This window comes from Candidatus Nitrosopumilus sp. bin_68KS, assembly GCF_054095825.1.
This window is the reverse complement of sequence record NZ_JBSWSP010000005.1, coordinates 46,289-60,021: the sequence shown is the minus strand read 5'-3', so window position 1 is coordinate 60,021 and position 13,733 is coordinate 46,289. Positions and strand designations below refer to the sequence as shown.

Here is a 13,733-nt window from a genome sequence, read left to right as displayed (position 1 = left end):
ACTGAAAGAATAACTAACATGGCAATTGTCAGTTGTTTTGATTTTTTCATACTGTCTATAACAAATATGTGAAGATAAGGTTTGATGAAATTTCATTTTTACCAAAAAATAACTCTAACAAATTTACCATCCTGCTGTATGGCTAGATTAAATTATAAAAAATAAAAAAAGACTCTAGAGATGTGCACTTCTCATATTGAGAAACACTTTCTGTTTGAGTTCTTTTAATTGGTCGTGAATTGACTTTGCAGATTCAGAATCTCCATTATTGTATGCATTTTGTAATTGTTGCATCAAATCTAGAAATTGTGCTCTTGCAGAATCAACATCAGCATCCCCAGTTGGTTCTGTGAATTTTTGCTGGTATTTCTCAAGTTTGTTTGCCATTTTTTCACCGTGCATCTCTCTCATTTTTGAATGATCAAATGTTTTGGTAATTGTGGTAAAATTGTCTGCATTACCTGCATCTACAACAAAAATGTTCTTGATCATTGTTTCAGACTCTGCATCTTTGTCTATGCTAGTAATGGTCCATACAACATACTTGTTATTTTCACCATCTTTTACAATTCCGATACTTGCTTTCATTGCATTAGTAACGCCGTTACTCTCTGCAACAGAAACTGCTTGACCCAAAGATACTGTTACTTGGTTTTTTAATTCACCATGTGTTTCTTTGGTCATCTCTGCAGGAACTACGATCGATCCAGTAAATCCTTCAACTAGGATAGCCTTATGTCCATGTCCTTTGTAGTGTTTATCTTCACTCATTTTTGCATAGTTTCCACCTTCTGCTATTGCATTTGGTACTGCTACAACAAACATCAGTGCAAAGACTGCTGCAAATACAGGAATCATGTACTTTGTTTTGCTATTCATTGATAGTTTCATTGAATTTTGAATAAAAGGCATTATTATCAAGTGATACGTAACTATGTTACCTGATCTTTAAGTTCCTAAAGGGAATTTTGTGCCTATGGTTCAAATTTGTAAGGGAATTTGTGAGCATAAAAAGGCATATTCTATGCCAAATAATTTACGTTATAAATCTGGACAGAAAAGATGTGGTTTATGTGATTGTTATTTTTATACAGATGGATATTCTTGCCCGTGTTGTACTACCAGACTTAGGACGAAACCACGAAGCAAACGTGTATGGGAGAAATGATGATGTATCATGGAATGTATTTTTAGAGGCGATTATTTCTGGCACGTGAATATAGAGATAGAATATACATTAGGAAGGACATTCTCTTGAAACTTTACGAATATGGTGAGATGAATCAAACCAGATTGATGAGTGTTTGTGGTCTGAATAATGTAAAACACAAGGGAATCGTTGACAGTATGGTGGAAAAACAAATGATAGAAAAAAAAGAAGAACCGTGGGGCAACAAGACTATTTTCAAATATTCCATATCTGAAAAAGGGAAAAATTTGCTTGAGGAAGTATTGCAGAAATACGAAGATTTGTTTCCACGTGATAATGGAGATGAAAAAAATGTCTAACCGCAAAGACCGTGAAAATATATTTGAAATATTAGATGGGATGATGTTTCAGCTAAGCAAAACAAAAAAGATGTTTTTAATTATGATAATTACAACCTTGATTATTCCGCCAATCTCTTTAATTGCCATTACTAGTGTGTATGATTCCCCATATCAGGATAAATTCAGAGAAGACTTTGACACACGTTTACAATCAAAGCTTGACAGCGGCGAAATTACAGAAGATGAGTACAATTTGATAAAGGAAAAATTCTCAAAGAAGATCAAACCTCATCCTTTACTTCGTCCTCACCAACTTGTAATATTTACCATTTCCATCATATGGTTGGGCATAGGGATTAGACAATGGTTTGTCATTTCAAAGTGGGATAAAAGATACAAGCAATTCAAGGAACATCAAAAAGAGATTGATAAGAAATTTGAGGATGATGAAGATGAAAAATAAACTGGAAATAACCTAAAATGAATAAACTGAATCTTTTGTTTTATGCAGCAGCTGCCACTACTGCCATAGCAGGAATAATCCATATTATTTTGGGAATTCCCTCAAACAATCAGAATATGCAAATACTTTTTGTTGTAGGTGGTCTGACACAGATTTTTTGGGTTATTCCAATGGTTAGAAAATGGGGAAATATTTGGTATGGTGTTGGACTTGGAGGAACAATCGTATTTATTGCAATCTGGGTGATTACTAGAATTCCTGATAATTTCATTACTGGTAGGGGTGGAAGAATTAGTGATAATGGAATACTTACCGAAGTATTTCAGATAGCATTTGTTGTAATTGTAATTGCGATTCTTGCATTGGCAAAGAAATCATTTTCTAAAAAAGAAGGAAATCTGGATGGATGATATGAGTTTACAATCTCCTACTATTGAACAAGTTCATAACATTCTTGACGTTCAAAATATTTCTAAAGTCTACCAAACTACTGCAGGAAAAGTAATAGCTCTAAAAAATGTCAGTTTTTCCATTCCAAAAAGCCAGTTTGTATCTATTGTTGGTCCATCAGGAAGTGGAAAATCAACTTTGTTGAATATGATTGGAGCTTTAGATAAGCCAACTCGTGGTACTGTGTTAATGAATGGGATGGACATTTTCAAGTTACATGCTAACAAACTAGCAACGATTAGAAACAACAAGATTGGATTTGTATTTCAATCATTTAATCTGATTAATAGATCAACTGTTCAAAAAAATATTGAAATGCCAGGAATTATTTCTGGGATGGATAATGTAACTAGAACTAAACGTTCTCAAAGTATTTTAAAAAAACTTGGTATTCTACAAAAAGCAAAACACAAACCCAATAATCTCAGTGGTGGTGAACAACAAAGAGTTGCAATAGGTAGAGCCTTGATAAATAATCCTGCAATTATTCTTGCAGATGAACCTACTGGAAACTTGGATACTGTTACAGGAGAAGATATTTTTCAACTTTTAACTGAATTGACAAAAAAATATTCCAGAACCGTAGTGATGATTACACATAATGTTGATTTGGCAAAAAGAACAGATCGGTCAATATACATGAAAGATGGAGAAATTGAAAAAGATGTATACAACTAAAACAAAAAATATTTTTTTAAAGATATTATCTATTTCCCTATTTACAATATTGGTCATTTCAGCTTTTCCAAACTTTGCAAATGCTCAAACTTTTAGAAGTGATTGTTCTTCCTCTACCACCACAAGGGTTGATGCAGATTACAATGGTCCAGTTTTTCTTGATGCATATTGGACTGACAGAAGTGAATCAAGTACAGATTCCTTAAATCCTTCTGAATTAGAAGTAGGTCCTGGGGAGGGTCCATCAACGCTAGCTGTCGTGCTTGTAAATCGCTCTCCTCTTGAATTGTATGCTGTTACAGGATATTTACGACTGCCAGATGGATTTGAGCCAGGGGGAACCAGTGCGGAACCTCAGTCAAAATCATATTTTTCTAGTAATTTTGGAAAAAGTGTTGCGGGCATAACACAAGCCAGTTATTTTGCTAAACTAGTTGAGGGAGAAGTGTTTACACTATATTTTGATGTAGACATTACAGATGATGCCGAAGTTGGATCGTATCATAGTTCTGTAATTTTGGATTATTCTACTCCAGATCATGTAAGAAGTTGTAAATCTGCATTACTTAATGTGCCCTTTATTTTACCTGGAAAAGTTGTTTTGGATTTGGGTACTGATAACAAACCACTGACCCCAAAGGTGCCAAATCCTATTGACTTTATAATTTCTAACATGGGAAGTTCTCCTGCAACTGGCGTAATTTTGACAATACTAAGTATCGGCGATGATAACAGTCGTTCATCAAGGGACAGTTCAAGCTCCACTGTAACTTTGGAATCATCTGAAACTGAACTGGTTAATCTAGGAGCTAATACATTTAGCGTTGGAACTATTCCTGCAAATGGTTCCACACGAATTTCAACAACAATTTTCCCTGAAGCTACATCTGGTTCATCAGTACAAAATATTAGTATACAAATTACTTATGGCAACGCATATGGATACAAACAGACTGAATTATTAACTACAGGACTTGTAGTTTCACCAAAACCATCTGAATCCCCAATTATTGTTTCAGTTGATACAAAACATGATGAACCTGTAATAACTGCAGGAATTGTTGAAAATATCATGTTCCAAGTCACAAATAATGGCGATGATGAAATTACTGATCTTTTGCTTACATTGGCAGGCGAAACTACTGAGATGAAAATAATGGGAAAGTCAAAGTGGATGATAAACTCTCTCCCTGTTGGTGAAACTTTTGAGTTTACTACTGATGTCTTTGCATCAACTAGCCTCATCAACAATCCTAGTTCATTTGATATGAATTTAGATTACATCTCTGATGGCGAATCAAGTTTGGATACTGCAAATGTGGGCGTATTTGTTGCTGGAAGCATTGAATTGACATTGTATGATGTGCAGGTTAGCAGTATTGGTGGCAAGTTGCATCTTGTTGGAAACGTGCTTAATCAGGGAAGTACCACTGGTAAATTTGCAAATATTGAACTATTGTCCCTTGCAGACATTCCTGATATTTCAGATGTTTCTCCTCAATATATGGGGGATTTGACAGATGATTCATCAATTCCATTTAGTATTCCACTACCTGTATCATCACTTTCTCAAGGCAAACATCCATTCTCAGTTAAAGTGACATATGCTGATGATCTTCGAAATTTTCATGAAATTGACTTTAATGACATAGTCAATGTATCTCAAATTAAACAACAATCACCAAACGAACGTGGAGGTTCAAATTCTACATCAATATCAATGGAAGTTTTACTGGGAATTGCAGCAGCGATAATAATTACCATAGCAATAGTAGTTAAAACTAGAAAAAAGAAAAGTCAGACTGATTCTGGCAGTGACGATCTAGATTTTCTCTTAGATGATTCAAAGAGTTCAAAGAATTGAATCCAAAAGAAATTCTATTACTGTCTTTTTCTGCATTAAATGAACGAAAGGTAAGAACATTACTTACAGTATTGATGGTTGTGGTAGGTTGCAGCTTGATGATTGTTCTAAATGGACTTAGTGCAGGACAAACTCAGTTTATTGAGAATCAACTGAATCAACTTGCAGATAATGTATTGACAGTGACTCCTGGACAACGCTCATTTCGAAGTGTAGACACAACTCCGTCGATTGTTTTTAATTCTGCAGTTGTAAATAAGATAAACTCATTGTCCTCTGTAGTTGATGTAGTGCCAAGATATTCAGGTACTGTTGATCTTAATTCTCAAGCAAGAGTATTGCGTACTTCAGTACTTGCAATGAATCCTGATGATGTTTATGTTAGTGTACCTGGTCTTGAAATGGAAGCAGGTTCGGTGATAAAACGAAATGATCCCTCCGCAATACTTGTTGGTCAAAGTGTAGCATATCCCGATGGGGCTTCTTTTCCAATTGTTGCTCTAGGCCAATCTCTGAAACTTACTTTTCGATATGTTGATACTGATGGTGAGCAACAAGAGGACTCTAGAACGTTTGTTGTGTCAGGAATTTTAAAAGAATCAGGTGATCGTACATTGGATCGTTCTGTAATAATTAATGAAAATGTAGGAAATACCTTTTTAAAAAAATCAGGCAAGTTTGACAGTCTCTTAGTTTCTTTACACTCTGCTGAATTAATTTCACAAGCAGAGGATGATTTGAAAGAACTCTTTGGCACTTCAATAGGCATTTCTAGTCTTCAATCTAGATTACAATTCAGACAACAATTCACCGAAGGAAATAATGCGTTTATTCAAAGCATCGGTGTTATTGCTTTGGTTGTAGGTGCTGTGGGGATTATCACTACCTTGTACACATCAGTTACTGAACGAATCAAAGAGATTGGTACAATGAAGGCAATAGGTGCTCAAAACAGTACAATACTTTGGCTATTTTTAATGGAGGCATTGCTAATTGGTCTGTTGGGTGGAACTGCTGGAATATTGGTAGGTATGATGTCTGGCTATGCTTTAAGCTCTGTTTTGTCTCCTCCAGGCTTTGGAAATACGTCAAACATAGTTCCTATTTTTCATTTTGTTGATACATTATACGTATGGTTGCTATCTGTAGCACTCAGCATTTCTGCAGGAATACTTCCAGCATGGAAAGCTTCCACCTTGTCTCCACTTGTTGCATTAAGACGGGAATAAATGGAATCTAAATTAATGAAAATTAAACAAAAAAAATTAAACATTATAACATGCAACAACAACAAATTATTATGAATTGGAAAATTATTGTTTTATCTACGATTATTGCATTTTCATTATCCATATCAGAATCTTACTCTGAAGAACTAACCATAAAAGAATGGGAAATCCCTACTTCTGACTCTGCTCCTCATGATGTGGTAGTTGGACCTGATGGAATGGTATGGTTTACTGAGATTGCAACAAACAAGATAGGCAAGTTTGATCCTAATACAGAACAGTTTTCAGAGTATGTCATTCCAACTGATTCATCAAGACCTCATGGATTGACAGTAGATAATCAAGGAAATGTTTGGTTTACTGAAGTTGGTGCAGGGAATATTGGAAAATTTGATCCAGTTACTGAAACCTTTGAAGAGTTTGCAACTCCTACTCCTAACTCTGGCCCTCACACACCTATCTTTGCTGATGCCACTACCTTGTGGTTTACAGAACAGCGTGCATCACAGATTGGAAAGCTTGACACTGTTTCAGAAACGATAGAAGAATTTGCAACAATCACCCCTTCTGCAAATCCTTATGGAATAATTACAGATGAACAAGGTAATGCATGGTTTGCAGAGCTGCAAGGCCATCACATTGGAAAAGTTGATGCGCAAACTGGACAAGTTACAGAATATTCACCATTAACTGAGCAAAGTGGTCCGAGAAGAATTGCAATTGATAGTAATGGAATGCTTTGGTTTACTCAGTATAATGTTGGAAAAATCTCAAAGTTTGATCCTAACACAGAAACCCTGACTGAATTTGATACAAGTTCTGAATCCTCTGACCCTTACGCAATATGGGTTGATCCATTTGATAATGTGTGGTTTAGCATGACTGGAATTTACAAGGTTGGCAAGTTTGATCAATTTACTGAAACATTATATGAATATGAACTTCCTTCTCCTCAAACCCATATCAAATTCATTCATACTGATAGTAAAGGAAACATTTGGTATCCAAACTACAACAACAACAAGATTGGTGTAATTCTTGCTAGCATGCCAACACCTCATGGCATTGCATATTTTCCTCCCCCACTAAAACAGATTCAGAATGGTGTAGATCCAACTAATGTGACATGTACTGAAGGATTGGAATTGATGTTAAAATTCTCAAACGGTAATCCTTCTTGCATAAAACCTTCATCTGTTGAAAAACTCACAGAACGTGGATGGGCAATTCATGTATTACCCGATTATAAAAAAAGTGAAAACAACAACTCTGAGATATTTACAATGGGAAACTTTGATGTCGTAACAGAGGATGTGAATTATTTTAAAAATTCTCAAGGATATGTGGCAAGACCTGTTTTGGATGGAAACTATCCTGGTGTTGTTATGATTCATGAGTTCTGGGGGTTAAATGACAACATAAAACAGATGGCTGAAAAACTTGCATCACATGGATATGTTGTATTTGCAGTGGATCTGTATGATGGCAAGGTTGGTAAAACAGCAGATGAAGCACGTCAATTAAGAAGTTCATTTGAACAATCTCAATGGACTGACAACATGAATACTGCAGTGAAATATTTGGAAGACAACTATTCCCCATCTAGCATGGGTTCTGTTGGATGGTGCTTTGGAGGTGGACAATCATTAAACCTTGCACTGCATAATCCTGACATGGATGCAACTGTGATCTATTATGGTCAATTGGTAACAGACACTGAAGAACTATCAAAAATTAATTGGCCTATACTTGGAATATTTGCGGGTCTTGACACTGGAATTACCCCTGAAACTGTCAAAGAGTTTGAATCATCTTTGAATGAAATCGGTGTTGAAAATAACATTACAATATATCCTGGTGTGAATCATGCCTTTGCAAATCCTTCTGGTGACAGATATGCTCCAGATGCAGCAATGGATGCATGGAACAAGACTCTGAAATTTTTTGAGCAGAACTTAATTGAAAAATCTTATACTGTTGAATTATCTGAATCTGTTGGCATTACAGCTTCACCATAATGTAGATATTTTGAATATATGAAAAACTTAATTTCTAGTTGTTTGTATAGATAATATCCTAAAAGAGAAAAATTATGACGCCTAAACTGAACCTAATCCCACAAGCAAAATATTCTGGAGCCCTTCGGGCATGATGTTTTGATCTAGATTGCAGAAAAAATAAGCTCGGAAAGTACAACACTTTAATTCAATAATCACTCATTTAGGAAATTTTCATTATTAGGCAAAAATCATGCCTTAAATCAGTAGGGGTGTCAATTTGATTTAACCAATCCCGCCGAGGGCGCCATTATTTCTATAATCTCAAAACAAATTGGCGATCAATCTGAATTTTTGTGTTTTTCACTGGAAAATTTATGATAACCAATTTGCCTACAAGAATATTAAAATTCAGGCAATTTTAGTAAAATTTGATGTCTGAAGAGAAAAAAGAATCTGAAGTAGATGTAAAGTCTACAGAAGATTCATCCTCTGAAAAAACATCTATCGAAGAGCCTAAAGTTGACTCAAATGCAGCTGAAAAAACAATTGAAAAAGTTGAGGCATCAACAAAAGCTGCCGAAGCTTCAGCAAAAGAAGTTGAAGAAGCAAAAGTAGCTGAAGAAGCAATTGCAAAGGCTGAGGCCGCAGCAAAAGCTGCAGAAGAAGCCGAAGCTGCTGTAAAAGATGCTCTTGCTAAAGCCGAAGCTGCCAAGGCAGAAGCCGAAGCTGCAGCCGAAGAAGAATACAAGGCAATTACTGCAGAAGTTAAAGCTGACGCTGCTAAGAAAGATGATTTTACATACAAGCGACAAGGTGAAGAAATCTTCAGAAGAGAAATGGGTGAACCTGAGTTTTTCTTAGATAAAAAAGATAGATTCCCTAGACCAATTCTTTCTCAAGATGAACAAGAATCTTTAACCAGAAAAGCAGAGATTCCACAAGATCAAACTCCTGCATATATCCCTGAACATGTATTGAGTCCAGAATTTGGTGGAGTTTCGAATTATGAACGTGGTGTAGATTCATTTTTAGAAGAAGTAAAATTAAAACTTGAAAAATTAAAAAATAATCCAGAATCGTCTCAAAAAGAAATTCGGGATGCTGAAAATGAAATTATTTATTTAGAATCTTTGCATGAAAATTTCTATATTGGAATGAATGTTTTTAGAACAGCTAAAGGCGGACGGGATAAAGTAAAGGCATAATAGGTGAATGATGTGGGCCAAGTATCTTTTGATGTAATAAATGCGAGAGTAACTTTCAAAAATGTTCCTATACATACACTGGCAAAATTTTCTTTCAAAGATGTTTCAGCAGCATGCCAAGAATTTAAAAAAATTTCTGGAGTGGAAGAATGTGTAATTATTCAATCTGCAACTAGAGTAGAAATATTCACAGTTAGTAATGTTGAAACTACTGATTCTCCAGATGCGAGAAGACCAGAGGGAAAAGCACTTGTTTTAAATCAAATTAAAGATACCTGGGTATCTTTATCATCATTAGAGCAAATTGACATTGATCATTTTGATCAAACTTTAGAAGTTTACAAAGGTGATGATGTTTATCTTAATCTTTTAAGATTGGCATCTGGATTAGATGCACTAGTTGTTGGATGGCAAAATGTTTTTGATGATGTTGTTAAATCCTTAGAAAATGCAAAAAATGCGGGAACAACTGGCCCAATTCTAAATAAATTATTTGAAAGTGTAATTCGATTATCTGCTAGAATGAGAGATACAACCGGAATTGCAAAAGATGTAGTATCACTTGGAGATGTTGCGGTAAAACTTGTGGATGAAAAAGCTGGTCTTGATTCTAAGAAAAAAGTTTTGGTCATCGGAACTGGCGAATCTGCTGCAACACTTGTAAAAGCGTTGGATAGAAAAGGTGTCTCATTTGATGTTACTAGTAGAACACTTGAACGTGCTACAGGTTTTACAACAATTCTAGGTGGAACTCCTGTTGATTTCAATGATGTTTTAACAGGATTTGATAAATATGATATTATTTTTGTTGCAACTACATGTGATTACTTCTTAATCACATATGATAGAATCAGATTAGTAATGGAAGAAAAGAAAAAAGGTACTCTTGTTTTAGATTTATCAGAACCTAGGACTGTTGATGAAGGAATTACAGCTCTTCCTGGAATCAAATTATTATTCCGAGATCAAATAGCAGAAATTTATGAAGAAAGTGTAAGGACTCGAACAGGTATAATTCCTGCAGTTGAGAAAATTATTGAAAAAGAATTACCTGTTTTATCTGCTAGAATGAAAAGATTAGATGCTTAATTTTCTACAAACCTTGCTTTCTTAAGAGAAATTGCATTATTGCTTCTTTGGAATAATCTATTCCATGTTCCTCATCTGTATGAGTTCGAAAATTTTCAATTACTTGTTCCATTTCTCCGTCTGCCACAAAATCACACTCAAAACCATAGTCTCTGCATTTTAGTTGTGCCATACTTTGCTGAAAGATTATCAATATAAAAATCCACAGGTATGCAACTAATTCATATACAATAATTTGATGATCTTGAAGACTAAATTGTAATTGATAATTCTTCTATCAAATTTTATCCGTAAGATTCGTATTTAATGCCAAAACTTCCATCTGGCTTTTTTTCATGTTCAGTTACAAATCCTTTTTGTCCTAAGAATTCAATTACTCCATCTATTGTTCCTTGATAACCACAGATGTAGATTATTGTATTATCTGGAGTTATTTCTTCACCCACCATTTCTTCTACTGGAGATAATCCTGTTTTTTTATCTGGTTTGAAAAATGATTCAACTCTTCCCACATGACCATTCCATGATCTATTGAAATATTCTTTTGGTCTACTGATAGCTGCTCTATATCTAAAATTCCATTTGTCCCTTCCTCTTCTTTCGCTTTCTAATTCTAAATCCGTTAAAAGACGCTTGTAACTTAATTCATCAACATAGCTTGCACCATGTAATATCACTACTTCTCTTTTATCATTTGTATCGTGAAAATGTTTCGCAAATGCAATAAATGGTGCTAATCCTGTGCCCCCTCCTACACAAATTACTCTTCTATTATCTTTTTGACCATTTGGCAACTTGTCACTAATCTGTAATGCTGCTCCTGTAGGATCACCGAGTGCTACTTCATCACCAACACTTAGATAAAATAATTCAGTAGTTACTCTACCTGGAAGTGGTTTTCTAACCCATCTAATTACAAATTCAAAATAATCTCTATTTTCTGCATGTGATGCAATAGAATATGCCCTTCTAACAATTTTTTTTTCTGATGGAATTGGGAGTCCTATTGTTAAAAATTGCCCTGTTTTGTATTGAGGCATTCCATTTTCTGGCACCAATCTAATAATTACAAGATCTTCTTTTAGTAACTCTCTATAGACTACTTTCGCTTTCATTTCAGTTACCATGCTAGATGTTTTTTTGTGACTTTGGATAAATATATTTCTGTTATAATTTGATTCAAAAATAACATAATTGTTCTAATTTGTCAAAATTCTTGCGAAATTAATCAATATGATTCAAAAAATGATAAAATCAATTATTGATCGATTAATGATATTATCTCATCAAGAATTTTCTTATTTGCAGCAGCAATGAAAGAAATTCTTGTCTCATAACTAAGATCTGAATCAAGTGGATTCAAATTTGCATCTAATAATAATCCTCCAGCTTCTTTGACAATCAAATATCCTGCTGCAATATCTTGAATTCTGATTTTATCTCTAAAATCAATAAAAATATCCATCAATCCTCTTGAAAAAAATGCCATTTCTAGAGCATTTGCTCCAAAATGCCTTAGATGTTCATGTTTTTCAAAAATTGGAAGAAATAGATTTACTAAATCCTTTGATGCACCTGAAATATTGATTCCTATTATTTTATAGATTGGAACATTTTTGTTTACCACTATTCGTTCTCCGTTAAAAAATGAACCTTTATTTTTTGAGGCCCAATACATTTCACCGTTTGCTAGATTTGTGATTACTCCATCTGTGATTGAACTAAGTTTATTTTCTGTTGCAAATGCTAAAGAACTACAGAAAAAAGGAACTCCTCTTACAGCATTTGCAGAACCGTCAATTGCATCCATAATCACATATCCTTTAGGATTATTTGATAATTCAACACGTCCACATTCTTCACCCAAAACAATACACTCAAAATTAATTTCCTTAAGGAAATCTAATACTGTTTTTTCTGCAACAATGTCTATGTTTCTTGAAATATCTCCTCCTGCCCCTCTACCAAAGTCTCCAGCAGCATGTTCAGTTCCTGCAAGATCCTTTACATTTTCATAAATTCTATTTGATGCTTCTTGAAGAATTTCTATAATTTCCACATTCAATATTTACAACTTCGTAATTTAAGTGAAGAAAATTTTTGTATTGAAAGCATAAATAACAATAAAGAAGCTTAACGTTTGTGAGTGGAAAAGATCAATCTGTTGTAAGTAAAGAAGCATTGATGAGTACAAAACCTGGAAAACAAATAATGAAACAAGCATTATTCAAATCTAAAGGTTATAAATTATTTAACAAATACAAGGAAGAAACAGAAAATGAATTTCCAAACTTTGCAGAAAGATTTGCACAAGGTTTACTAAATGAAATTAAATCTGATACAAATCCTAATTCTACCCAACAAGCATTTGGAGATGAAGTAGGTTCAACTGAAATTATCCTAAATGCCTCCGAAATCGAGCCTATAAAATCAAAATTAGAGAGTCTTGAAGTACTACAAGATAGAGTAAACAGAATTTTAAATTCCAACTTTGTAAAAATGACATTTCCTGTTTTCAATGGATTGTTTGATGCTGCAGCAGATTTTTCCGGAAGAAACGATCCACAATTAAAACAGGATATGGTTGAAGGACATATTCTAGCAATTGATTTGAGTGAACCGATGGATAGAATTGTAGATAAAGATGAAGACTTGGAATTCCTTGATGATTACAAACTTATGAATCCATATATTCTGAAATTAGCTAGAAATAAAATATCGAAAGGAGGAGAACAAGTTCTAAAAGAATTTGAAGATGGATTTAAGGATGCTAGAATTGGACAATATTTAGATGAGAAATTAAAATCAAAACCTACAACAATCACTGAAGAAGAAATGACTTTGTCTTACAAAAAATATCGTGCTGTAATGGGAACAGCTGGTAGAAACATGGCTTTGGCAGAACGGCCATTAGGAGAAATCTTCTATTTAGGTATGGCACGAGCTGCTGAAGGTGTTGGTTGTGGTAATGAAATTGAAGATTCAATAAAAAACGGTTTTGTCAAAATTCCCTCTTGGCCACTATACTATTCTTTGTTGGCAAATGATGTGAAAAAAGGATTTGATGTTACATTAGAAAAGAGTAATTTGTATTTACAAGATGCTAGGCTAACTTTGGAATTATTGCCTGAGGAATTCTCTCATAAAGAATTTTTAGAATTTTTATTTTTAACTGTAGAACATTACAATCAATACTGGTATAATAAATTACAAAAGGCTAACAAGTGGTCTGAATTTCAATCCAAACTCCCCCAGTGATAAAAT

The 13,733-nt window shown here is 34.2% G+C and carries 14 protein-coding genes; 10 read left to right on the top strand and 4 right to left on the bottom strand.

Translation table 11 applies throughout. From position 1 onward, the window contains the following. Nucleotides 1-174 precede the first annotated feature (174 nt). Complete coding sequence (locus tag ACW9W3_RS01620; RefSeq protein WP_457764422.1) at nt 175-879, bottom strand: hypothetical protein; 705 nt, start codon at nt 877-879, stop codon at nt 175-177. 327 nt (nt 880-1,206) lie between these two features. On the opposite strand from ACW9W3_RS01620, the gene ACW9W3_RS01615 reads away from it, so the two are divergent. The 9 genes from ACW9W3_RS01615 (at nt 1,207) to ACW9W3_RS01575 (ending at nt 10,469) form a co-directional block, all read left to right on the top strand. Continuing rightward, a complete protein-coding gene (locus ACW9W3_RS01615) occupies nt 1,207-1,509 on the top strand; it encodes a winged helix-turn-helix domain-containing protein (RefSeq protein WP_457764425.1) in 303 nt (100 codons plus the stop codon). Next, a complete protein-coding gene (locus ACW9W3_RS01610) occupies nt 1,502-1,954 on the top strand; it encodes a hypothetical protein (protein ID WP_457764421.1) in 453 nt (150 codons plus the stop codon). Before ACW9W3_RS01615 ends, ACW9W3_RS01610 begins: the two co-directional genes overlap by 8 nt. 17 nt (nt 1,955-1,971) lie before the next feature. Next, the gene (locus tag ACW9W3_RS01605; RefSeq protein WP_457764420.1) at nt 1,972-2,364 is read left to right on the top strand and encodes a hypothetical protein; all 393 of its coding nucleotides are present in this window, start codon (nt 1,972-1,974) and stop codon (nt 2,362-2,364) included. A gap of 1 nt (nt 2,365) precedes the next feature. After that, the gene (locus tag ACW9W3_RS01600) at nt 2,366-3,082 is read left to right on the top strand and encodes an ABC transporter ATP-binding protein (protein ID WP_457764419.1); all 717 of its coding nucleotides are present in this window, start codon (nt 2,366-2,368) and stop codon (nt 3,080-3,082) included. 49 nt (nt 3,083-3,131) lie between these two features. Then, entirely contained in the window at nt 3,132-4,946 is a 1,815-nt protein-coding gene (locus ACW9W3_RS01595) for a COG1361 S-layer family protein (RefSeq protein ID WP_457764418.1), read from the top strand. Continuing rightward, a complete protein-coding gene (locus ACW9W3_RS01590) occupies nt 4,943-6,175 on the top strand; it encodes an ABC transporter permease (RefSeq protein ID WP_457764417.1) in 1,233 nt (410 codons plus the stop codon). The genes ACW9W3_RS01595 and ACW9W3_RS01590 overlap by 4 nt, the downstream gene beginning before the upstream one ends. A 50-nt stretch (nt 6,176-6,225) precedes the next feature. Next, nucleotides 6,226-8,193 (top strand): virginiamycin B lyase family protein, encoded by a 1,968-nt coding sequence (locus ACW9W3_RS01585; RefSeq protein ID WP_457764416.1) that lies wholly within the window; start codon nt 6,226-6,228, stop codon nt 8,191-8,193. Between the two features lie 413 nt (nt 8,194-8,606). Next, nucleotides 8,607-9,380 carry a hypothetical protein gene (locus ACW9W3_RS01580; RefSeq protein WP_457764415.1) on the top strand — a complete coding sequence of 258 codons (774 nt, stop codon included), beginning with the start codon at nt 8,607-8,609 and terminating at the stop codon, nt 9,378-9,380. Nucleotides 9,381-9,392: 12 nt separating this feature from the next. Beyond that, complete coding sequence (locus ACW9W3_RS01575) at nt 9,393-10,469, top strand: glutamyl-tRNA reductase (RefSeq protein ID WP_457764414.1); 1,077 nt, start codon at nt 9,393-9,395, stop codon at nt 10,467-10,469. Nucleotides 10,470-10,473: 4 nt separating this feature from the next. On the opposite strand, the gene ACW9W3_RS01570 is transcribed toward ACW9W3_RS01575, so the two are convergent. The 3 genes from ACW9W3_RS01570 to ACW9W3_RS01560 all read right to left on the bottom strand — a co-directional run bounded on the left by ACW9W3_RS01570 (nt 10,474) and on the right by ACW9W3_RS01560 (nt 12,528). Further along, a complete protein-coding gene (locus tag ACW9W3_RS01570; RefSeq protein WP_457764413.1) occupies nt 10,474-10,641 on the bottom strand; it encodes a DUF1059 domain-containing protein in 168 nt (55 codons plus the stop codon). 112 nt (nt 10,642-10,753) lie between these two features. After that, the gene (locus ACW9W3_RS01565; RefSeq protein ID WP_457764412.1) at nt 10,754-11,596 is read right to left on the bottom strand and encodes an FAD-binding oxidoreductase; all 843 of its coding nucleotides are present in this window, start codon (nt 11,594-11,596) and stop codon (nt 10,754-10,756) included. Nucleotides 11,597-11,727: 131 nt separating this feature from the next. Beyond that, nucleotides 11,728-12,528 (bottom strand): inositol monophosphatase family protein, encoded by an 801-nt coding sequence (locus ACW9W3_RS01560; protein WP_457764411.1) that lies wholly within the window; start codon nt 12,526-12,528, stop codon nt 11,728-11,730. An 83-nt stretch (nt 12,529-12,611) separates the two neighbouring features. Between ACW9W3_RS01560 and ACW9W3_RS01555 the strand changes: the two genes are divergently transcribed. Beyond that, nucleotides 12,612-13,727, top strand: coding sequence for a hypothetical protein (locus tag ACW9W3_RS01555; protein ID WP_457764410.1), 1,116 nt, complete (start codon nt 12,612-12,614; stop codon nt 13,725-13,727). Nucleotides 13,728-13,733: the final 6 nt, after the last annotated feature.